15 protein-coding genes are annotated in these 23,533 nt (G+C 42.8%); 1 reads left to right on the forward strand and 14 read right to left on the reverse strand.

Annotated features, from left to right (window positions below):
- Positions 1–186: 186 nt before the first annotated feature.
- The 13 genes from cmk to FHS24_RS09725 all read right to left on the reverse strand — a co-directional run bounded on the left by cmk (position 187) and on the right by FHS24_RS09725 (position 17,975).
- Positions 187–945, reverse strand: coding sequence for a (d)CMP kinase (gene cmk, locus FHS24_RS09665; protein WP_183620942.1), 759 nt, complete (start codon positions 943–945; stop codon positions 187–189).
- Positions 946–1,132: 187 nt separating this feature from the next.
- Entirely contained in the window at positions 1,133–1,684 is a 552-nt protein-coding gene (tadA, locus tag FHS24_RS09670) for a tRNA adenosine(34) deaminase TadA (RefSeq protein WP_183620943.1), read from the reverse strand.
- Positions 1,685–1,775: 91 nt separating this feature from the next.
- Positions 1,776–2,513: a uracil-DNA glycosylase gene (locus tag FHS24_RS09675; RefSeq protein ID WP_183620944.1), complete on the reverse strand. Its 738-nt coding sequence runs from the start codon at positions 2,511–2,513 to the stop codon at positions 1,776–1,778.
- A 115-nt stretch (positions 2,514–2,628) separates the two neighbouring features.
- A complete protein-coding gene (locus FHS24_RS09680; protein WP_183620945.1) occupies positions 2,629–5,193 on the reverse strand; it encodes an AAA family ATPase in 2,565 nt (854 codons plus the stop codon).
- Between the two features lie 691 nt (positions 5,194–5,884).
- Positions 5,885–6,292: an ATP-dependent Clp protease adaptor ClpS gene (locus FHS24_RS09685; RefSeq protein WP_183620946.1), complete on the reverse strand. Its 408-nt coding sequence runs from the start codon at positions 6,290–6,292 to the stop codon at positions 5,885–5,887.
- Between the two features lie 160 nt (positions 6,293–6,452).
- Entirely contained in the window at positions 6,453–7,349 is an 897-nt protein-coding gene (locus tag FHS24_RS09690) for a hypothetical protein (protein ID WP_183620947.1), read from the reverse strand.
- Between the two features lie 103 nt (positions 7,350–7,452).
- Complete coding sequence (gene argC / locus FHS24_RS09695) at positions 7,453–8,520, reverse strand: N-acetyl-gamma-glutamyl-phosphate reductase (RefSeq protein WP_183620948.1); 1,068 nt, start codon at positions 8,518–8,520, stop codon at positions 7,453–7,455.
- Positions 8,521–8,722: 202 nt separating this feature from the next.
- Positions 8,723–9,859, reverse strand: coding sequence for a uroporphyrinogen decarboxylase (gene hemE / locus FHS24_RS09700; protein ID WP_183620949.1), 1,137 nt, complete (start codon positions 9,857–9,859; stop codon positions 8,723–8,725).
- A 272-nt stretch (positions 9,860–10,131) separates the two neighbouring features.
- Entirely contained in the window at positions 10,132–11,304 is a 1,173-nt protein-coding gene (gene proB / locus FHS24_RS09705) for a glutamate 5-kinase (protein WP_183620950.1), read from the reverse strand.
- A 139-nt stretch (positions 11,305–11,443) separates the two neighbouring features.
- Positions 11,444–12,655: an Obg family GTPase CgtA gene (cgtA, locus tag FHS24_RS09710; protein WP_183620951.1), complete on the reverse strand. Its 1,212-nt coding sequence runs from the start codon at positions 12,653–12,655 to the stop codon at positions 11,444–11,446.
- Between the two features lie 349 nt (positions 12,656–13,004).
- Positions 13,005–14,450, reverse strand: a complete 1,446-nt coding sequence (locus FHS24_RS09715; protein WP_183620952.1) for a glyceraldehyde-3-phosphate dehydrogenase — start codon at positions 14,448–14,450, stop codon at positions 13,005–13,007.
- A gap of 442 nt (positions 14,451–14,892) precedes the next feature.
- Positions 14,893–16,305, reverse strand: coding sequence for a lipocalin family protein (locus tag FHS24_RS09720; protein ID WP_183620953.1), 1,413 nt, complete (start codon positions 16,303–16,305; stop codon positions 14,893–14,895).
- 515 nt (positions 16,306–16,820) lie between these two features.
- A complete protein-coding gene (locus tag FHS24_RS09725) occupies positions 16,821–17,975 on the reverse strand; it encodes an NUDIX domain-containing protein (protein ID WP_227671783.1) in 1,155 nt (384 codons plus the stop codon).
- Positions 17,976–18,213: 238 nt separating this feature from the next.
- Here FHS24_RS09725 and hemP point away from each other — a divergent pair, with 238 nt between their 5' ends.
- Positions 18,214–18,372: a hemin uptake protein HemP gene (gene hemP, locus FHS24_RS09730; protein WP_227672156.1), complete on the forward strand. Its 159-nt coding sequence runs from the start codon at positions 18,214–18,216 to the stop codon at positions 18,370–18,372.
- Positions 18,373–18,490: 118 nt separating this feature from the next.
- Here hemP and FHS24_RS09735 read toward each other — a convergent pair whose 3' ends face one another.
- Positions 18,491–23,500, reverse strand: coding sequence for a translocation/assembly module TamB domain-containing protein (locus tag FHS24_RS09735; protein WP_183620954.1), 5,010 nt, complete (start codon positions 23,498–23,500; stop codon positions 18,491–18,493).
- Between the last annotated feature and the right edge of the window lie 33 nt (positions 23,501–23,533).

Consider the following 23,533-nt stretch of genomic DNA (forward strand, 5'->3'; position numbering starts at 1 on the left):
TGCTAATAAGCGCTTTATGCCTAAAGACATACATAAACATGATTTTATAAAAGCATTTCTATAAATAAAGCTTCATAAACAGCATATTTATCGGAATCATTAGCAACAACTGTCTTACACTTATTATAATTTTATACTAAAATGAAAGCCATAGGAAACTTTTTAGTACTTAATATGTTGTTTTTATTAACGATTAAAGCAAATACCTTGATCTTGACAATGTTTTTTCACAAGCTCATAAACTGCATCAGCGTCCAGGTTAGAGCTATCTAAAACCAGCGCATCTTCTGCAGGCTTCGAAGGCGCCGTTGCACGGTTTTCATCACGATCATCACGCGCTTTAATCGTCGCAAGAATCGCTTCGAAATCGGCAGCTTGCCCCGCCTGTAAAAGCTGTGCCACGCGGCGCTCAGCACGAGCTTTGGCACTTGCCGTTAGATAGACTTTAACATCGGCATCTGGGAAAACCACGGTGCCCATATCGCGACCATCGGCAACCAACCCTGATTGGCTCGCCATATCTTGCTGCAATTTCAGCAAGGCCTGACGTACCTTTGGATAAACTGCAACTCGTGAAGCATAACCACCGACGGTTTCATTGCGTACTTGCTCGCCAATCTTAGCGCCATTAACAATAATGTCTACACGTCCTGAATCAATATTAGGCTCAAAAACAATCTGCAAGCTTTGAGTCAATGCTAACAGCGCCGTCTCATCGATACTTTGCTCGCCATCTACATTTAGCAAACCTGCTTCAAATGCCTTTAGACCAACAATGCGATATAACGCCCCTGAATCAAGCAACTGATACCCTAACGTCTGTGCTAAGCGCCAAGTAACCGTGCCTTTACCTGCCCCACTTGGACCATCAATACAGATAACTGGATAGCGTAATGACGAAATGTCGCTATTATTATCATTAGTATTAGATGTAAAAGTAGTCATAACAGTCACTTAATCGTCGGCACAGCGTACAAAATGGTAAATGGCGTAAATTTCCACTGGTTTATCAAACGCTTGCATGCCAATAAACTTGTTCGTAAGCAAATAGGGCGATAGTATAGCAAACAAACCTTCCTATCACTAGCAATGAGCATAATATCTTGTTAATGGTTTATGCTGACTGTTATTTTTAACGCTTGTTGTTTTTTAGCGCTTGGCGGCGCTGACGAAAAAAACCCTTTAGCATCTGACTGCTATGCTCACCACACAAACCTTGATGTACTTGAATACTATGGTTATAAAATGGCTGGGTAGCCAGGTTCATTTGACTACCAACCATGCCAGCCCTCGGCTCACTGGCCGCATAGATAAGTCTATCCACGCGAGCATGAATCAGCGCCCCGATACACATGGTACAAGGCTCTAAGGTCACATATAACGTCGTCTGTAATGGTAAACGATAGTTGCTTAAACGCATGCAAGCATCTCTTAAAGCGACAATTTCAGCATGAGCGGTCGCATCATGGCGTCCAATCGGCTCATTAAACCCTTGCCCAATTATCTGCTGATTGTATACCAGTATCGCCCCTACTGGCACCTCTTCACGTGCAGCACCTTGTTTAGCCAGACTAAGGGCTTGTTGCATCCAGCTAACATCTTCAAGTGACCAAAATGTACTCGTCGATATCAGGCTGCTCGTTAATTGATAAGGCTGCAAGCTTATCGTTTGTCTATGTTTCATTTATTAATACAACTATTGTTTTGAATATCAGTACATCTATTATTTTAAAAAAACACCTTTGACGATTATGTTTAACAGCAACTATTAATAGCTACTGTGGCAGTTGCCAGTCAATTGGCGTTCGACCATACTGTAACAGATAATCATTGGTTTTAGAAAATGGCTTAGAGCCGAAAAACCCACCACGATTAGCAGCTAGCGGTGAAGGATGCACAGCTGTCAAAATCAGATGTTTATCAGTATTAATATATTTGCCTTTTTTCTGCGCTTTACTACCCCACAATATAAATACCGTATGCTCTGTTTGTTCATTAACCACATCAATGACCGCATCGGTAAACTGCTCCCAACCTTTATTCTGATGACTATTTGGCTCCCCTTCTCTCACGGTCAATGAGCTGTTTAATAATAATACCCCTTGCTGTGCCCAGTAAGTCAGATCGCCATGCTTTGACGGCACGATACCAATGTCACTCGCCATCTCTTTTAGTAAGTTATTTAGTGACGGTGGCTTTGGAATGGCTTTAGGCACTGAAAATGATAAGCCCATTGCTTGTCCTGGTCCATGATAAGGATCTTGACCTAAGATCACGACTTTGACCTGCGATAAAGGCGTTAGATTCAACGCATTAAACATCAAAGGGGCTGGTGGATAAATACTGTCGTCTGATTGATAGGCTTCCTTTAAGAAGGCACGCAAGTTATCCATATTGTCAGAAGTTAATTCTTCTGCTAAGGCGTTTTTCCAGTCTTCTGGTAAGCGCACATTGTCTAAAATCGCTTGTTTTTGTGCATCGGTTTTTGCAGATTTTTCGTCAAACAATTCCATGGAATGTCCTTTTTTATTTTTTATAGATTAATAAGAAATACTTTCACTATATAAATTATAGCAATAAAAAAACGGCTACCGCAGTAACCGTTCTTATTATATTAGTAGTAGAAACTTAGCTAGCTAATGACTCAGAGTCTGGATGCGGCTCATGCGTCTCAACGACCGTTAGAATAATACGACTGTCCGATGAGCCTTTATCTGATCCTTTCTCAAGCTTAACTGCATTGCCGTCTTGATCTTTAGCGTCTTCAGGCTCCAAGGTTAGATGGACGACCCCACCATTTACCAAGTCGCCAAACAAAATCATGCTTGCCAATGGTTTCTTAATTTCGTCTTGAATCAGACGCTGCATAGGACGCGCACCCATTAGGCGATCATAGCCTTTATCTGCTAAGTAATCACGTACTTCATCATCAATCTCTAGCGTTACTTGTTTATCATCAAGCTGGACTTGTAGCTCAACCAAGAATTTATCGACCACAGAGACGACGACTGAGGTATCCAATGGATTAAATTGAATAATGGCATCCAAACGGTTACGGAACTCAGGCGTAAACACGCGTTTCAGTGACTCAGTATTATCTCGGCTATGGTCTTGCTGCGTGAAGCCCATAGAAGAACGACTGATGCTATCCGCCCCGACGTTGGTGGTCATAATCACAATCACTTGCTTAAAGATAGCGACGCGACCGTTGTTATCGGTCAAGGTACCATGATCCATCACTTGCAATAACAAGTTAAAGACATCTGGATGGGCTTTTTCGATTTCATCAAGCAATAGGACACAATGCGGATGTTGATTGATTTTTTCGGTCAGCAAACCGCCTTGATCATAGCCGACATAGCCAGGAGGCGCACCTATCAGACGCGATGCAGTATGCGCTTCCATATACTCTGACATATCAAAGCGTACCAGTTCGACACCCAGCAAGTTTGCCAATTGACGAGAGACTTCGGTTTTACCAACCCCGGTAGGACCGGCAAACATAAATGAGCCGATTGGCTTATCTGGTGCTTTAAGACCAGCACGCGATAACTTAATCGCATCGGCTAAGGTTTCAATCGCTTCATCTTGCCCAAACACCAAGTGCTTCAAATCACGGTCTAAATGCTGAAGAATGCTTTTATCATCACTAGATACGGATTTGGGTGGAATACGCGCAAGCTTGGCAACGATAGCTTCAATATCGGCGACATCGATTTTTATCGGTGCACGTTTGCTTTTAGGCTTTTTAGCCCCATCAGCTTTCGCTCTATCGTTTGCTTTTGCAGCATTTGCTTCGTCTTGCATCTCATTGACCGTGCCTGTCTCATCAATACTGTCATCATCAACGCCCTCAAAACCTTCTTCATCAGCATCTATTTGCGCATCAAAATCTTGCTCTAAATCAGCGATAAAGCTTTCTTCGGCATCAATATCGTCCAAATCAGCGACAATACCCAAACGCTTATACGCACCAGCTTCATCGATTACATCGATGGCTTTATCCGGTAAAAAACGCTCATGAATATGTTTGGCCGATAATTGAACGGCTGTCACCAATGCTTGATCGGTATATTCGACATTATGAAACTCTTCATAACGTGATTTAAGACCACGTAAGATATCGATACTGTCGTCAACACTGGGTTCTTTTACATCAATCTTTTGGAAACGACGTGATAATGCATGGTCTTTTTCAAACACCTGACGATACTCTGTAAAGGTCGTCGAACCAATACAACGTAGCTCACCATTGGCAAGCGCCGGTTTGATTAGGTTTGACACATCCATATTGCTGCTCATTGACGAACCTGCGCCAATAATCATATGAATCTCATCAATAAACAAAATCGCATTCGGCTTTTTCTTCAGCGCATCAAGCAGCGACTTCATGCGTTTTTCAAAGTCACCACGATACTTAGTACCTGCGATTAATGAGCCAATATCTAAGCTATAAATCACGCAGCCGTTAAGTGGCTTCGGTGCTTTATCATTGATAATCAACCACGCTAAACCTTCAGCAATTGAGGTTTTACCCACGCCTGGCTCACCGACCAATAGCGGGTTATTTTTACGGCGACGGCAAAGCACTTGGGCCGCGCGCTCAATTTCAGGGGCACGTCCAATTAATGGATCCGTTTTACCTTCAGCGGCGCGTTGGTTTAAGTTGGTTGCAAATTCGACCAAGGGGTCTTTGCTAGTTTTTTCTGAAGCACTACGGCGCTCACCTGTCATCGAAGTACGTGGCTCAGATGGCTCGTCTTTATCTTGACCGTGTGATAAATACTGGGTCAACTCTAGGCGACTGATGCCCTGTTTTTTGAGCAAATAAACCGCGTAAGTATCGTGTTCTGAAAACATCGATACTAAAATATCAGAACCTTCGACCAAACGACCGCCACCGATAGACTGCACATGAAAAATAGCCCGTTGCAGGATGCGATCAAAACTTTGGGTCGGTTGTGGTGATTGCTCAGTATCAGCATCGACCGTTGGCGTATGCTTATTGATATAAGCTTCAAGCTCACTACGCAAGGTTGAAACATTGGCATTGCAAGCAGTCAACGTATTGGCAGCATTGGTATTTTCTAATAATGCCAGTAGTAGATGTTCAACAGTGAGATACTCATGCGATTTTTGGCGCGCAAGTGTCATTGCTAAACGCAAAGAAACTTCAAGATGACGACTTAACATAAGGACTTCCTACGGTTGTACCTATCTTATTATTGATAGCTTTATGAATGAGTTAGTAACTAAATCAGGGCGGTAGATGGATTGTTCAAGGGCTATGTTAGGTTTATTAAGAGACTTTACTCAATGTTATTCAATACTGACTTCCATGACGTAGACATTATTTTCAGCTTACCTTTATATCAACATGATACTTAAAGATAGTCAATCTATTAACACTGATTAAAATGTATCGAAGTGTCCATTAACCTTGTTACGGGCGTTGATACAGCCAATAAAACCATGATCAATAAAGTAATGTGAGCGTATATTTTCGAGATTGGCTGTTGAATATGAAAGAGATAAAAACGCTAAAACGATTTGAGAAAAACGAGGGGTAAACTAAAATTAAGTGTATAAGAGTATACTTTTATATATAGGGCTGTATAAGAGGAAAATCAAGCCTAAAACGAAAGGGTTGGACATATTAAAGAGACAATAAATAGCTAGATATTAAATCTACAGGAATCAGGCTTAAAGTGAGTCAATATATTAGAGCAAACCATTAAATAACTGAACAGGCTTACTCTACCACTCTAAGTTAGAAAATATTTTAACTGGTAAAGGTAGGGTACAAATAAGATACTAACGATTGACGTAGAAACTGCGGACATATAAATAGGGAAAAAACTTACCACAAAAGCGGGCTAAAAAATTATTCGCCCTGATGTGGCTCGATTTGAGTTAATAAAGGATAGCCTTCACGGTGTGCCAGACTATTCACTTTTTTGGCTTTGGTTTCAGCAATATCTTTTGGATAAATACCCGCAATACCTTTGCTACTATTATGAATAGTCAGCATGATCTCAACCGCTGAATCCATACTGTGACGAAATTCTGACTGCAGCACATAAACGACAAACTCCATCGGCGTGTAGTTATCGTTATACATCACCACAGCATACATCGGCGGCTTCGCCACTTCTGGCTCAGCTACTAGCACGTCAGCTTGCGGTGTCGTTTCACCTTCGGGATCGCCATCTTGCGCAAAATGCATCGGCATATTGGGAAAATGCCAATCAGCAACGGTAGGCGTTGATTGTAATAGGGTTTGTTTTATCATAATTAGAATACAAATTAATAGGTGCGTTTATAACAGCATAAAGGGGGATTAAAAAAGATTGGCAGACATATCAATGTATCATTAAGCGTCAGCTATTGGACACAGCGACATAAAAATAGTAAAAGATGCAAACAGTAAGGCTCAATCAAACCTTAAAAGGTTAAGGTTCAATCGGGCTTTCATCAACCTCTGGTAAGTCTAATAACGACAGCGGCATATTATCAACCTTGTCGCCAAGCTTCCAATCATACAATTGCTCTACTTCTTGACCACCTGCTCGCAAGCTCAGCTTAACTTGCAAAGGCTTAAAGCCTGACGGCATCATAAAGCGCCCACGAATACGCGTAATACCTTCGATAGTATAACTTGCTGGTTCTAATGGCACTTCTACCAAGTCATCGTCATTGAGTAATGTTAACGTCGGTTTTAAGCGCTTCGCTTTACCATCGCTGGCAAGCATACCAATATCGAAGCCGTATTCAAAAGCGTTTTCAGGTAAAGGTTCAATCTTCGCGCCAAGTATTTGTAATGGCATACCGCCTTGCTCGCTAATGATTTCCGCATATATCTCATTAAGCTGCGCCACTTGTTTGTTTTCAACCGTCAGTTCTTGCTGATTTTCACGCAACTCTTTTAAGTTTGCCAAACTTATTTCCAGCTCTTGTTTAGCAGTAGCCGCTTCATTGGTTGCAATTTTACTGCTAAGGCGTAAATCTTTTAACTCTTGCGTCGCCTCTTTACTGGTAATAACCGCTTGCTTAGCTTCCGTTTGCATCGAATAATAGCCGCGCTGATAGCCGAGCTTATGACCAAATAACAGCCCAACCACCGCTGTTACCAATATCGCCACCACAAATAATGCCAATACTAAAGTAGACGCACCTTGCTGTGATTGACTGATGCAATGACTATCGGTAGCCGTAGCACTGCTACGATAACAATTGCGATAATCATGATAAGAGAGATGCAGACTACCCTCCAAATCATGAGAAATAGAGTCTTGGCACGATAAACGTGCTGGCTGTGGGCAAAGGCGTAGTACACTCTTCAAACGCATTTAGACAGTATCTCTTAACAGTAAGGGCAGGTTATTATAGCGGAATTTATAATCAATACCTAGCGCCATAAACATGATGGATTGGATAATAAATAAACATCTGTTAAGGAACGATAGGGGCAAAGTTTAAGCCCATTGATTCATCGAAACCAAACATCACATTCATATTTTGCACTGCTTGCCCAGCCGCACCTTTCACCAAGTTGTCTTGCACGACAATCACCGTCAGCTCAGCACGCGCATTGTCTTGATGGATACCAATACGTAAGCGATTACTGGCACGCACGCTGCGCGTATCTGGATAAAGACCCTTTGGCATCACATCTACAAACGCTTCCGCAGCGTAGCTTGTCTCAAATACTTGCTGCCAATCAAAAGCAGCGCCTGCCTCAGTCAGCTCAAGATGAATGGAGCTGAGCATCCCGCGTATCATTGGCACTAGATGCGGTAAAAAACGGATACGATGGCTAAATTGACTCTCTAATAACTGAGCAACGCCCTGTTCAATCTCTGGCAAATGCCGATGACCTTCAACACTATAGGCTTTGAAATTGTCTGTGGTTTCAGCATAGTTAAGGGCAAGCTTTGCTTGACGACCCGCGCCCGAAACACCAGATTTAGCATCGATAACGATACGTGATTCAACCAACCTTTCTGCTTGCTTATTTTGCGCATCGATAATAGGTTTTAAGCCTAAGATAGCTGTGGTTGGATAACAGCCAGGGTTACCGACCACCAAAGCATCGGAAAGTTTTTCACGATTGACTTCAGGTAAACCATAAACGGCTGTCTTTAATAATTCAGGACAGGCATGCGCTTGCTGATACCAGTGCTCAAATTCCGTTAATGACTGTAAGCGAAAATCCGCCGCCAAATCAATGACCTTTACGCCCGCTGCGGTTAACGCTTCTGCTTGCTTCATTGCTACGCCATGTGGGGTCGCAAAGAATACCACGTCGCATTTTTGCAAGGTCGCTAGCGTCTCATCACCTAAGTCGCTAAAAACGATATCTGAGATGCCACGTAAGCTTGGGAATATCTCATCAGCTCGGGTGCCAGCTTCGCTACGTGAGGTTAGCAAATCAATAGACACTTCAGGATGGGCAGATAATAAGCGAATCAGCTCAATACCTGTATAGCCTGTGCCGCCGACAATCGCTGCTGAAATCATAAGATATCCCTTTTTCTTTTATTCAGTTTCTTACTCAATTGATGGTAGATAGCTATAATGTCTACACCTAAGTATAAACATTATAGGGTCTAGATTTAATAGGGTCTAGATTTAATAGGGTCTAAATTTAATAGCGTCTAAATTTATCGCTTTTAATAAACTCACGTTTTTTAATGTTAGCTGCTTTTAAAAACTAGCCACATTAAATCTTATAGTCATGTACCGCATCGATAAAGACTTTAGCATTATCAGGGTCGACCCACTGGGTAATACCATGCCCTAAGTTTGCCACATAGCCTGTTTTTTCGCCATTGGCATAAGCGCTATCTAGCATAGCATTGACTTCAGCGCGGATAGTCGCAGGCGAGCCGTATAAGGTCGCAGGGTCTAAATTACCCTGAATGGCTTTGCTACTTTGTAGTTTTTTATGGTGCTTGGTCAATTGACGCTGACTTTCAGTCAAGACTTGACGGGCACGATCAATGGGCATTGTCCAATCTAAACCCAAGGCATCGGCCTCACTATCTGCTTGAATATCAAGCCACAATCCGCCACCTTTGGTAAACAATACCACTGGTATTTCGGGGTGACGTACCTTTAGCTCAGCGACAATGCGCTTATTATAAGCGTGTGAGAAATCGACGAATTGACGATGGCCAAGCGCCCCGCCCCAGCTATCAAATAGCTGTAAAATTTGCGCCCCAGCGACCACTTGTGCATCCAAATAATCAATCACTGACGTTGCTAACTTGTCTAATAATTGATGTAAAAACTCAGGATTACTATATAAAAAACCTTTGGTATAGCGATAATCTTTTGAGCTACCGCCTTCAATCATATAAGTCGCTAGCGTCCAAGGACTGCCAGAAAAACCAAATAACGGCACTTGACCATTGAGCGCGGTACGGATACTCGTTACCGCACGCATCACATAATTAAGCGAGTCATTGACATCGAGTACCGGTAATCTATCTAAATCTGCTTGCGTACGAATAGGATGTTTAAACTTTGGACCTTCACCGGTTTCAAAGTATAAGCCCAATCCCATCGCATCAGGAATGGTTAAAATATCACTAAATAAAATAGCAGCGTCTAAGTCATAACGACGTAATGGCTGCAAAGTGACTTCGGTAGCTCGCGCGGTATCTTTACATAGACTCATAAAGTCACCAGCTTCAGCGCGGGTGGCTTTATATTCTGGTAAATAACGACCGGCTTGGCGCATCATCCACACAGGCGTGGTATCTATTGGCTCAAAGCGCAAGGCGCGTAGCAATCTATCGTTCTTTAAAGGCGCAAAATTCTGCTCTAGCGCATTATTATTGTCTGAAGCACTCATGTACAAATCTCCAAAACAGCCCCATCGTTATTCAAATGAACAGTTAAGCAATTGAATAACAAGGCTGGATAAAATAAGTTAAAGAAAAGAATATTAAAACGCTCAGATAGCGACACTCTATTACAAAATTCCGAACATACTAAATGATTGGTTAACAGACATCAGATTAACCATCATCAAATAATGTTTAGAATTTTCAGAGCATCATTTGCTGTTAGCCTTTAATCAATAATATCGTGCTTACATATAAAATAGGGTGGATAGTATAAGTTCTACATGGTCAGCGCTAAGTTGTCACGGTGTACCATGACCACGCGCTCTTCATTGTTACCAAGGATTCTATCAAACTGCTCTGTACGCTCACGAGCCACACGGCAAGCATCGCGCGATGAGAAGTTCACTTGACCGACAGCGATACGCTCGCCCGTATCTTGATGGACAATTTCAACCACATCGCCTTCATCAAAATCGCCGCGGACTTCTACCACACCGACTGGTAACAAGCTCTTGTGATGTTCGACCACTGCTTTGGCAGCACCTGCATCAACAAGTAAAGAACCTGACATGCGCAAATGCGCGGCTAGCCACTGTTTACGTGCAATGATTTTATCTTCATCATTAGTGGTCAGTAAGGTACCGACGGCTTCTCCAGAAACCACGCGAGTAATAACATCGTCGATAGCACCACTAACGATGACCGTCGGACAACCGCCCATGGCAGCCAAGCGACCGGCACGGATTTTGGTCAACATACCACCGCGACCAAGTTTGCCGCCGTCACCGGCGATATCAAATAAATAATCAGCCATTGCCCGCTCTTGGCGAATCATTTTAGCATTCGGATTATTACGAGGATTATCGGTAAAAACACCTTCTTGATCGGTTAAGATAATATATAAATCGGCATTGACCATCGCCGCTGCCATCGCGCCTAAGGTGTCATTATCGCCGAATTTAATCTCGTCAATCGTAATGGTATCGTTTTCATTAATCACTGGCAGCACACGCCATTCTAATAACTGCGTCAACGCCCCAGTGGTATTTAAATAGCGACTACGGTTGGACAAATCATCATGCGTCAATAGCAGCTGCGAGCTTTGAATACCATGCTGAATTAATGCTGACCACCAGGTTTCAATCAAGCCCATCTGACCGATAGACGCACAAGCTTGTAGCGCCGCCAATTTCCTAGGACGCTCTTCAAGATTCATACGCACCACGCCTTCAGCAACCGCACCTGAAGATACAAGTAATACTTCAACACCTTGCTTATGCAGCTTGGCAATCTGCTTTGCCCACTCGTAAATGGCAGTTCGATCAAGCCCTCGCCCATTATTGGTTAATAACGATGAGCCAATCTTGACAATAACGCGCTGAATATCAAAGTTGCGAGCTTGCTTAACAAACCTTGCTTCTTCGGTCGTGTTCTCTATGTCAACTGCCATATAAACTCCTGTTGCTAGTATAAAGTGATTACGGGGATTAAATTAAAAACTGTGCGCACACCTATTTAAAGAACGTAAACTTAAAGCACCTAACGTTAAAACTTTTGAACTTAAAGCTCATGAGGTAAATTAAATATACTTAAGGGACGTAAACCACTTCAACGCCATCATCATCTAGGTCGTCGTCATCTTCATCGTTTAAGTCAATGCCTTCACGCGCCGCTCTGCGGGCTGCACGATATGCTTCACGCTGTGCTTCGGTATTCAAACGTACTTCTGCTTCTAATCGCTCAAAACGCTCTTTTTGTGCTTCAGCAAAAATAGGATCTTCGATTTCACGCTCACGTTCACGCTCAATCTCATTCATTAAATGGTATTTAACGGCATCGACGCCTTCGCCAGTCAATGTCGCGGTACGGAATACAATACCTGTCCAACCAAGCTCAGCCACAATATGGGTACAAAGCTCATTTAAGTCTTCTTCGGCAACCTGATCGATTTTATTCAAGATTAAAATCTGTGGCAAATTGGCCAATTCAGGTGAAAAACGCTCAAGCTCATTTAAAATGATACGGGCATTTTCTACTGGGTCACTGCCATCGATTGGTTTTACATCAACCAAGTGTAACAGACGACGCGTACGAGCGACATGCTTTAAAAAGCGAATACCAAGTCCTGCGCCTTCTGAAGCCCCTTCGATTAAACCTGGAATGTCGGCCATGACAAATGAGCGATGACGACCAATATCGACCACGCCTAAATTTGGTACTAACGTGGTAAATGGATAATCGGCCACTTTTGGTCTAGCAGCAGAGACTTGGCGGATAAAAGTCGACTTACCAGCATTAGGCAAACCAATTAAACCCACATCAGCCACTACTTTTAGCTCAAATTTAAGGACTTTTAATTCGCCTTCAAAACCTGATGTGGCTTTACGCGGTGCTTGGTTGGTCGAGCTTTTAAAATGGGTATTACCCAGACCGCCGTCGCCACCTTTGGCAATCAGTAAAGTCTGACCAAGCTCAATCAAATCACCCAACACTTCGTCAGTTTCAGTATCGACCACAGTCGTACCAATTGGGACTGGCAAATAGATGTCATCAGAACCTTTACCGGCACAGTTCTTACTATGCCCATTTTCACCGCGCATGGCGTCATAACGACGGGTATAACGATAGTCAACTAGGGTATTGGTGTTGTCCTCTGCAATAACATAGACATCGCCGCCCTTGCCACCATCACCACCATCAGGGCCACCGCGTGGGACATACTTTTCTCGGCGAAAACTGGCGATTCCGTTACCACCGTCACCTGCTTTTACCGTTACGACGGCTTCATCAATAAATCGCATCTTACGTTCCTTTATTTACCATCCAGTTTATAAACTGGTTACAGTCAATAACTGTATTTTAGGTTATAGCTATTTGTTTGGGTAATTGTGAAAAACTTAATAGTTATAAAAAACGATAACTATCAAATATCTCGAGATATAAAAAATTCTTTAAAAAGTGTGCCAGTTAGAATGTAATGTCATTCTTAATTAGCATTTATTATGACAACAACACCCGATAACCATTCGGACTATCGGGTGCTTGAGTACTACATTTAACCATTTACACCGATCTATCTAAAATAAAGCTTACTTTTGTATCGCTGTTTCGTCTAAATAGAAGCAGCTAAAATAGTAGCCGTGTAATGTTTTACGCAGGGATCTGCGTATAGCTGATGCCAGCCATTTGCGTTGCCAAACGTAATACCTGCGTGCTATAGCCTACTTCGTTATCATACCAAATATAAACGATAGCATGGTTATCGGTCAAAATCGTTGCTTGTGCATCGACGATACCGACATGAGTATCACCAACAAAGTCAGTCGAGACCGCTTCAGTAGAATCCGTATAAGCAATCTGTGTCTGCCACTGACTGCTATTAGAAATTTTACGCATAAACTCATTTAACGCATCAGCACTAGCTGGCGCAGTTTTGAGGTTTAAGTTCAAAATTGCTAAGCTAACGTTTGGCGTTGGTACACGAATGGCGTTACCAGTTAATTTACCGCTAAGCTCTGGTAGCGCTTTACCAACTGCTTTTGCCGCACCAGTACTAGTAATAACCATATTGAGTACCGCACTGCGACCACGGCGATCGGCCTTATGATAGTTATCAATTAAGTTTTGATCGTTAGTGAACGAGTGAATGGTTTCAACGTGACCATTTTCGATACCGTATTCGTCATTTAAGACTTTTAGCGTTGGGGTAATCGCGTTAGTCGTACAGCTCGCTGCACTGACGATAGTATCATCGCCAACGGTATCATTATTTACGCCATAGACGACGTTTTTGATATCGCCGCCCGCAGGAGCCGTTAGCAATACTTTTTTCACGCCAGTAGACTGTAAGTGCTTACCAAGACCGGCTTCATCTTTCCAAATGCCTGTGTTATCAATGACCAATGCATCGTTGATACCATAAGCAGTATAATCAATCTCGCTTGGGTCTTTAGCATAGATAACTTGCACAAAGCGCCCATTGATAATCAACCCGTTGTTTTCGTTATCGACAACGACACCACCAGCGAAGTTACCATGGATTGAGTCACGCTCAAGCAATGAAGCACGCTTGGCCAAATCGCCCGCAGCTGCAGGACGTACAACAATAGCTTTTAGCTGCATACCCTTGGCACTTGATGCTTGTGACAACAATAGACGCGTTAAGATACGACCAATACGACCGAAACCATATAGCACGACGTCAGTTGCGCCATTGCTAGCGCCTTTATCAGTACCAATAGACTGTAAAGCCGCTTGTAAATCACTGTCATTAGCAATCAGCTGACCGACATCGATACGCGCTGCTTGGATATCTTTGCTCTCTGCAAGCGCTTTCACCATCGCTAACGTATCGGCGATATCGATAGATTTGGCATCTTGCTCGCGTAGCGCTACTTTTTGATGCAATGCCAATATTTGACCTACAGAAGTCGTATCTAGCGTGTCGCCAAACAAAGTCACTTGTACATCTTGCTCGTTATAAAGCTTATTCAAAAGTCCCATCAGCTCAATGGCTTGTTGCTCTTGTTGGTTATAATTGCTCAAGTGGTCTTGATGTAATTGGCGTAAGGTATCAGCGTTGCTCACGAGAAACATCCTTATGGTCAGTAATTAGGTAATCAGTAAAGTATAAAGAAATATAAATAGATAGGTCATTACTAAGTTAGGTAATGATTCTAAAACGATAACGCTCGACTATTGCGGCAGTGGTTATCGTCACCGTTTTTATCAGCGCAGTCTTTAGATAAGGGAGATTTTAGCTTAAAACGCCCTATTTTGCTAGTGATAACCGAATTTGTCCAACTTATCGCATTTTTCATTCTCTATTCATTGTTCTATTCATTACTCTATAAGTTACTTAATAAAAAATAAAACAGCTTATGCTACCGTCCCATTTTTAATCGACTAAAATCAATGTAAAAACCTGATTAATATAAAATACTTAAATGGCTTTCAGTAACGAGCTACCAATAACTAGATATGAACAATAGACTATTAGTAATTGATAATTAGTCATAAATAATAGGCAATGGCTTGTTTATGGAACCAACTTCACCGTTTGATTGGTCTGCGTGGTAAGTTTAAACTCTTTTAAATCATAGCCCTGTTGCTGAGCAATCTGGCGGTATTTGGCATAGGTTTCTTGACTTACATTTGGTGAACGCGCTAGCAACCATAGATATTTTTTATCGGGGGTACCAACTAGAGCAGTTTTGTAATCTGCATCACGTGCAAGCACCCAATAATCGGCACGGCCGACGGGCAACCAGCGAATCCAAGAGGGTAAGAAAGTCACCTTTAATTTACTGCCAGTACCATCTGCTGGTTTAGCTAAGCCTTCAGCAGTAATACCTGAACCATCCTGCGCTTTGCATTGATTAATTACTTTGATGCCTGAACCGTCTGTTTTTTCAACATAATTTGCCGTCACATCACTGGCACAATTGCGCTGAAAATACATCGGTAAACGACCTATCTCATACCAGGTGCCCGCGTATTTTTTAAGATCAACGCTATCAACTGTGGTTGGTACACTTGCAGACTTATGAATGATAGCACTCGGCTTGATGGATAATGTCTCTGTGCTAATTTTATCCGTCGTCGCATTAGCCGTCACATTAGCTCTAGCCGCGGTATTGAAGGGTGGCGTTGCCGCATACGCTGAAAACGCCGCCAGCGGTATGATAATCGCTAAAGCAATACCTGTGTGCTTGATCAGTCCATTCATAAATATGCGCTCCGGTATCTCTGTTATAGCTGCTTCGGCAGTTTCAGAAGAAAGATGATTGTTAGTCTTAGAGTGCTTGGCTTTAGACTTATTTTTTTTAGTTAGGCTATTTATAACATCAGCCTGTCCCGCTGTCATATCATCTTTAATAGACTGCAGCATTAATGACTCGGTATTTGTATCTACGCTTTCATTAATATGTATTGCAGTCGCTTTTTTCACCTTCTGATAGCTATGGGCTTTTTTATATCCGTGATCATGTTGTGAGCTTTTATTATTGTTATTGTTACTCACATTATTGGTAATAGGATATCTTTTCATATCACTAGCTTTAAGGCTGCTACTGGCTTTACGATTGCTCTTCTTAATCATTGCAGACTCTGTTGCCTCGGCAAGGCTTTTTTCAACGCTTTTGTAGCCAAAATAGCTGTCATGTGCTGACGTATCTGTTGCCAAATGGTTGGAGTGTTCATTATGACCATTATTATAGTGGTCATAATGATAGCTAGCGTCATTACTGGCATGACCCGTTTGTGAAGCACTATCTATCTTTAGACGACCTTTACTTAGATAATCTTTATTTACATAACCTTTCTTAAGATAGCTTTTTTCAAGATAATCTTTTCTAAGATAGTGCTGACTTGACTGGCCAGTCTGCTGCGATTGAGAACCAGCTGCCTGAGAATCAGACCATGCTGACTTAGGTAACTTGTTGGTTTTCATAGGAGTACCATTTATTAATAGTAATAGTTAAAAATTCTTTATGAACAAATTGTCTGTTTAGCAGATAAGTGCAAAATAATTTTCAATAGTCACTATCAGTATAAAAAGAAGAATAACTGAAAATTAAATGCGGTTATAACGAATATGCGTCATAACCTTAGAGGCGCTGGATAAAGGATAATAAAAGATAAGCCGGATTTAGCAAATGCTTGCGAAAAACCAACTCAGCGCCTTTTGATAATTTGATGGTTTATAATAATGGCAATGGCTCGATGAGAACAGTGTCGCAATGTAGGAAAACGCAACGGTTTGTAAGTAATTCTATGTTTGCTGCATAGAACGAACACATAGTTACTCACTGTTAAAAGAGTTTAAAAATCAGTGTTTTGTCATAAGTTAACGTCCACTCTCATGCACCTTAATCTCTTGCATCAGCCACTTAATTAATAGGCTTTTCCACGTTAATTAACTCTTATAGAAACAGCTAAAAAATAGCATAAAAACCTCTCAAAATACTATTGGAAAAACTGTCGTATGCCAGCGACAGCAACGCCGCCATATTGTACGGCTTGCACACTCATCATTGGTGACAAACCGCCTAAACCAATCACTGGCATATCTGCTAATGCGGTCAATTCTGCCCATGCTTGCCAGCCTAGCGGCGTAGTTTCAGGATGACTTTTGGTCACTAAAACAGGTGACAGAAATATACCGATGATAGGTGATAATTGCTGCTCTAAACGCGCATGTGCCAACTTATTTGCCGCATAAATACTCTCAGCATCGTGACAACTTATTATTAATGGATAACTTGAATAATAGCTTAAAGCGCTGTTGCATTCAGATACATCCTTGCCCTGATGACTGTCTGACCATTGCATAAGCTGCGTCTGTGTTAGATGACTCGCGACGATTTGGCAGTTTATGGCTATCTCATTCGCCTCGTTGCTATTTAATGATTCAGTTAATGCCTCAGTTAACGCACTAGGCATAATCACATGGATATCTGGACGTAAGCGTAACAACTGCTTTACATTACTTTCTGTATCTTTATTTGTGGCTTTTGGCCGGACATATACCCAAGTATCTTGCGCCAGATGCGCCGCGTGATACTGCAACCATGCTGTTGCCGAATGATCTGCATCGCTAAAATGTGCCAATGGATAGGTAATCGCTATTTGTGCCGGTAAGCGCAACCATTCAAGAATGGTCTTATTGGCAGCTGGCAAATTATAATCTCCCGCCAGTAACTTCGATTTATCCACCCATGTTAGCGCTTGCCCTTCTAAGCCTTGCTTACGATGTTTATGCGCTTCGTATTGTTGTGTGCTCAGCGCTACTTTATAAACCAGTAAGCATACTTGCTTATCACCATAGTCATGATGCAGTCGCCCAAGCTTTACTGCGATATTACTCGCAATATCGATGCCCGTCTCTTCAGCGACTTCACGTATGAGTGCTTGCTTGGCAGTTTCATGACCGTCTATCTTGCCGCCGACAAACTCATAGCGATTGCCTTGATGCTGTGAGCCATCTCTGAATCCTAACAAATACTGATTTTGATGATAAATGACTGCCACGGCGACATTGACGTAAGTTATTGCATTGATTTTTCTTATCTCATTTTTTCCTGGTGAATGCTTTATTGATTTCATTGTTGAATTTGCCATCTTAATGCCCTTTATAAATGTATTTATCAATGCACTTATGGATGCATCGATAGCTTATTATTTTGGTTTATAGCTTTTATGAATGAGGCTTTATATAAGTTTACATAATAGCTGTCATTTATTTTATCAAATAGCTTGCAAAAATCGCTAATGTAAATGATAATTATTATCGTTAATAAATTACTTTATCTCGCTGTTTTGTACTCAACTATTTTATCAAAAGGAGTTTACTATGAGCATGGTCATCTCTCGTTATTTAAACTGCCGTGAAAACCGCTTGCCTACTTTACAGTCACAGCACCTATTCGCGCTGACTAAAGAGGTGCGTATCGAGCATGAAGGCGAAGAATACCGCTTACGCTTAACCCGTAACAATCGCTTAATTTTAACCAAATAAATAAAAAGACTGCCCATCTCATAAAAAAACGCCTTTTGATAAAGGCGTTTTTTATTGGATAAAATGATATCAACTGCTAACTATCGACAGACCAATGGATAGCTAGACGATTAAACCATTAGAATTGCCAGCTATAAACCACATCAACTGCATTTTCTGCCGCTGAAGTTGCTTCTACATAAATCCGGCGCGTCAACTGATAACGGATAGACAGGCTATTTTGAGCATTAAAGACACCGACACCATAGCGAATATATAAGTCAGGAGTGACGTAACCGGTAACGTTGACGTTGGTGTCCTCGCTACTGCCTGAAGCATCAACCGTCAGGCTTTGTAAACCAAACACTTGACCTATCTGGTTGGTCAAAGTGCGCGTTCCACTAAGCCCAAAGCTCAGTCCTGCCGCCGCAAGGTTATTGGTCACCTGTGATTTAAAGCCCTGCTCACTGATTTGCGTGGCGCTCTTATTGTTAATACGACCCGTTATCAAGGCATTCATCGCTTGCTGCTGGGTGAGACCGGCGTTATTAAAGACAATGATATTTGGATTTTCTGTATTGCCCTTAACGCGCACACCAACCGTTTTACCACTAATGGTTTTAGCGGCTTCAATACTAAGATTGGGTTTCATTACATCGCCGTTAAAGCGTACTTGCCCATAATTGAGCTCTAAATTCTGTCCAAAGGCATCAATATTGGTACGACGTGATACTTGTACCACGCCTTTGGCGCGCATAATACCCGTGCCATTTTGTGTGACATTAATCGCGCCCGCTAAAGGAATCACGGCACCAAAACCGCGGAAATTGATATCATTACCCAAATCGATACCGATATCAGCATTGATTGACCATGGTTTTGAGATGGCTAAAACCTCTTCAATATTACCAATCAAACGGCGATCAAGCACGACGGCATCTTCGGTTTGGGTAATGATGTCCTCACTGGCTTCTGGTGGACGAATGGTCGCTGATGGCACACTCACGGCGCCAGTGATATTGACGTAACGATCACCTGGGCGCACGATGATATCGATATCTGGATTAACCTCAGCAACCAGTAAAGGCGGCTGGGTTAAAACCAAACGCTCGCCAATAATACTGAGCTTGGCCTGTAGTTTTTGTTGCCAATCAACCGTACCTGTTAGCGTACCGGTACCGGTACCACTATTAAAGGTACCATCGATAGTCGCTTGCGTACCGCGAATTTTGGCATCGACATTGACCTTTCTTAAATTCACGGGTAAATCAAGCATCGCAATGCGACCATTAACCAATTTTACATTACCATAGAACTGCGGCTTATCGAGCGTGCCGCCTAAGCCACCTGCCATAGTTATATTACCTTCGAGCACCCGCATACCAGGGAAGAATGGCTTAAATATCGCCAAATTAAGCTCGTTAAGTACTAATGCGCCCGAGATGGGTTTCGGTGTTTTATAAGGGTCAACGATGACTTCAGCATAACCACGCGCACCTTGACCGGTATTGATATCCGTACGTATCTTTAGACCATCGGGTACTGATACGGCAATCAGTGATATCCGCTTATAAGGCAAAGTAACTGGCAAACTATCACCGTCTTGAATCAGGCCGATTTTGCCATTATCAGAATAGAGGGTGGTATTAATCGTTGGTGGACGACCGCGTTGCCAACCAACGATGGCTTTCCCATTAATCTTGCCATGCCAATCAATGTCTTTAGGTAAAAATACTGCAAACAATGACGTATCCAAATTTTGTACGGCCAAATTGACCTGACCACTGGCGGATGAAGCAATTAAGTTTTCACGTAAACACAGCTTGCCCGTTTGATCGGTCGCTTGCCAACAGTGGGCAGCTAGCTGTACTTTTAGCTCCGTTGATTGATTGCCTTGTTTTTTGGGTAAATTCACAATGAGCTGGGCAGGTTGTAGTTGATTTAACGTCGCATATTTTGATTTGACGCGGCCTTTACCAATCACCCCTGACCAGCTAAGCTTATCGCGATTGAAGCCACCTTTGAGCTTAGCAGAGATATCAAGCTCGTCATTAGCCACATCAAGATTGACTATATGTGCCTGTTCAGTACCGTTAAAGGTTGCATTAATCTTCTTGAAGCTTTGCCCTGCCACGTCTAAACCTTCAGCGCTGACAATAAGCTGACTTGGGCTATTGAATAAATTGACCAGCTTGCCGCGAATACGACCTTGACGCAAAATAAAACCTGGTAGCGCAAGGCGCTCACCAACCAAATCGATATAAATCGTTGGTAGCGCTTGTCCTGCTGGCTGCGATAAGGTCGCCCCGCCCGTCACCTTACCAGCCAGCTTGTCTGATAGCTGGTCGAGACTGGTGATATTAATCTTAGCTTGTAGCTGCTTAGCATTACCATTGGCAGTAAGGTAATTATCGCCCCAACGCAGCACCAAATTATTGGCATTTAAGCTGTCGATTAAGGCATTGACTTGCTTATACTGCGCCTGCGCACCTTGTGCCTGCAAGCGCTTAAAATAACTGGCTAAGTCTTTTGGTAAGCGCAGCTTTGCCGCTAGGCTACCCTTGGCACTCAGCGGCTGCCCTTTTAACATACCACTTAGGTTAACTTGTTTGATATTAATGATTTGCTGGTTATCGCCCCAGCGTCCATCGGTATCGATGCTGCCAGTGATGGTACTTGGGATGTCTTTAAAGAAATAGCCCAAGTTAAAACGATTCATTACAGCCTTGATATCCCAAGCGATCCCTTTACGCACGTCAACCGTACCATTAGCATCGATACTGCCTGCCGCACCCACATGGCGGAAACGCTTGATACGAATCAGCTGGGCGTCACCACTGGCATCAATGGTGAGTTTTCCAGCTGGCAATTGCTCAGCGTCTAATACACCATCAAAATTTACCACAAAGTTTTTAAGCTTACCTTTCGCATTGGCATTGTTTTTTGGCGCGGTTTGCCATACGCCACTGGTTTTTAAATCACCGGTGATAATGGCGGCGTTATTAGGTAAGAAATAGCCGACGTTAAATTTGTCAAAGCGACCATCGACAGTCCAGCCAATGTTTTGACGCAAGTCAATAACACCGTTTGCCTTTACTGCGCCGGCTTCACCGTTGTAATTAAGTTTACGGATACGAATTAGCTTTGGCGTCCCAGCGGCATCAATCGATAAGCTGCCTTTTGGCACATCAGCGGTATCAATGTGACCATCAAAACGGGCATCAAAAACAGATAGCTCGCCGCCGATAATATCGACGCTGGCATCACCGCTGCCCGTAATACCGATAGCGCGGCTATCTTGGCTGGCATCAAGGTTTGCTTGTAGGTCGGTATTATTAAAACTGACAATATGACGCTGACCTTTGACACGGTTTTTACTGATATTAAGCATGCGCCCGCGTGCATTGATACGTCCTGTTAGACGCTCAAGTGGTAAATCACTACGATATTTCTTAGGTAATAAACCCGTGGTACGCGCATCAATCTGCCAAGTTAGCGGGCGTTTTTTACTGGCCAGTTGAATTTGTCCTGTGCCAGATAAGTCGCCTACTATGCCTTTATAATTAAGACGGTTGATATCAATGACATCGCCCGCTTTACGCACACGTAAATCGTAGTTGCCTTTAGGGGCGGCATTTAGCTCGTTGATAACAGCCTTGCCATCAACGGATAAATTCGAGCCGCGCATGATGACATTAGCTTGTCCACTTGGGCTGTCGATATTACCGATATTAGGCACATTACGACGAACAAGGTTCTGCCATTTGGCATCGATATACCAAGGCATTATTTGTTTAGATTTAGATGTTCTGCCACGTGCTAAGGGTTTACCCTGCACAATATTGGCATTGATATGTTCGCCATCACGCTGGCGCAAATCCGCATCCATCTCTAGATTGCCAGCTTTGTTTCTATGCTGATAGTGTACTGACAAGCGACCATTGAGCTTTTGCGGCGCGTACGCTTTAAAGTCCGCGTAATCCTTAGGAATAGCCCGTCGAATATCAAAATTACTGCCAGTAGCGCGTACTTTTGCATCAAAGCTGCCCTTCCAGTCTAAAATACCTTGTAGCACCAGATTGCCCGCTGGCACCTGAGCATCTAAGCGATCAACACGCAGTTGGCTATCAGCAATGATGCCGCGACCTTGATAATGTCCTGATGGGATATCTTTGGCTGTCAGCTCAGTATTGATACGTAGACGTATCTCTGAGATGACACCCGATGCCGTCGCCATGCCGCTTTTAAGGTGGATGTTTTGGCTGTCGGCATAAGGAATAAGAATATCATCCCATTCAAGCTTCGCCTGAAATGGCGAGTCACTATCTAAACCCTGTACCACAAAATCGCCGCTGACATCGCTGTCATTATAGCGGCTACGGACTTTACCGACGGTACGTTTAAGCGTACCAGTTGCGGTAATGTTCAATGGGTCAATATAAGCCTTTCCTAGCGCGCTTACCTCAGCTATAGCGCTCAAATCTAAAGGATAGTCACCTTGTAAATCTGCATGACCTTGTAAGGCACTGACTTTGACAATATCAGCATACTGCAATTTACCGCGACCGACGTTCACCACGCTACCGACCCACGTCAAATCACGCGCCTCAATATCGTGTACGATGATAGGCTCTTTGGTCACTTGCTTATAAATGATGGTTTGTACTTTTGCTTGATCAAAACGCAAATTGACTGGCAAGCTAAGGGTTCGATAATCGAACGCTTCGCCCGTTGGCGGCTTGTTATTGATAATCTCAATGGCTTGAATATCAGCGTCACGCAGATGCACTTCTTTGGCGAATACCGCGCGCCAGCCTATTTTAACATAGGCCTTATCGACTAATATCTCAAGGTCTTCATTTGCCTCGATATCGATATCTGTAAGCCAAAGACCATCGCGCAGATTGCCGCGTCCATATTTGAATTTGATACCCGTCTCGGCGCTGATTTTCTCTAAAATAAACTTGGTGCCTGACTCAGTACCCGCCGCATATAAAAAAATGGCGAACATAATCGCTAGGACGATAAGAATAAGCACCGTCAATTTGAGTAAAAAAGACAGCGGATACCAACGTCTTACGGCGCGGGCATCGCGTTGTGCTGGATCTTCATCCGAGGGCTTGTTTGGCGGGGTATTTTTGGTCAACATGACACTCAGCTACGTTAAAGAATGATTACCAGC

The organism is Psychrobacter luti (assembly GCF_014192115.1).
In the GTDB taxonomy this organism is placed as follows: domain Bacteria; phylum Pseudomonadota; class Gammaproteobacteria; order Pseudomonadales; family Moraxellaceae; genus Psychrobacter; species Psychrobacter luti.

What these genes read in the sequence shown, in the direction of transcription:
- cmk (WP_183620942.1), bottom strand. Translation starts at nt 945, where the DNA reads ATGACTACTTTTACATCTAATACTAATGATAATAATAGCGACATTTCG.
- hemP (WP_227672156.1), top strand. Translation starts at nt 18,214, where the DNA reads ATGGTCATCTCTCGTTATTTAAACTGCCGTGAAAACCGCTTGCCTACT.
- FHS24_RS09675 (WP_183620944.1), bottom strand. Translation starts at nt 2,513, where the DNA reads ATGGAATTGTTTGACGAAAAATCTGCAAAAACCGATGCACAAAAACAA.
- FHS24_RS09715 (WP_183620952.1), bottom strand. Translation starts at nt 14,450, where the DNA reads ATGTTTCTCGTGAGCAACGCTGATACCTTACGCCAATTACATCAAGAC.
- tadA (WP_183620943.1), bottom strand. Translation starts at nt 1,684, where the DNA reads ATGAAACATAGACAAACGATAAGCTTGCAGCCTTATCAATTAACGAGC.
- FHS24_RS09690 (WP_183620947.1), bottom strand. Translation starts at nt 7,349, where the DNA reads ATGCGTTTGAAGAGTGTACTACGCCTTTGCCCACAGCCAGCACGTTTA.
- FHS24_RS09725 (WP_227671783.1), bottom strand. Translation starts at nt 17,975, where the DNA reads ATGGCAAATTCAACAATGAAATCAATAAAGCATTCACCAGGAAAAAAT.
- FHS24_RS09680 (WP_183620945.1), bottom strand. Translation starts at nt 5,193, where the DNA reads ATGTTAAGTCGTCATCTTGAAGTTTCTTTGCGTTTAGCAATGACACTT.
- argC (WP_183620948.1), bottom strand. Translation starts at nt 8,520, where the DNA reads ATGATTTCAGCAGCGATTGTCGGCGGCACAGGCTATACAGGTATTGAG.
- cgtA (WP_183620951.1), bottom strand. Translation starts at nt 12,655, where the DNA reads ATGCGATTTATTGATGAAGCCGTCGTAACGGTAAAAGCAGGTGACGGT.
- FHS24_RS09685 (WP_183620946.1), bottom strand. Translation starts at nt 6,292, where the DNA reads ATGATAAAACAAACCCTATTACAATCAACGCCTACCGTTGCTGATTGG.
- hemE (WP_183620949.1), bottom strand. Translation starts at nt 9,859, where the DNA reads ATGAGTGCTTCAGACAATAATAATGCGCTAGAGCAGAATTTTGCGCCT.
- proB (WP_183620950.1), bottom strand. Translation starts at nt 11,304, where the DNA reads ATGGCAGTTGACATAGAGAACACGACCGAAGAAGCAAGGTTTGTTAAG.
- FHS24_RS09735 (WP_183620954.1), bottom strand. Translation starts at nt 23,500, where the DNA reads ATGTTGACCAAAAATACCCCGCCAAACAAGCCCTCGGATGAAGATCCA.
- FHS24_RS09720 (WP_183620953.1), bottom strand. Translation starts at nt 16,305, where the DNA reads ATGAAAACCAACAAGTTACCTAAGTCAGCATGGTCTGATTCTCAGGCA.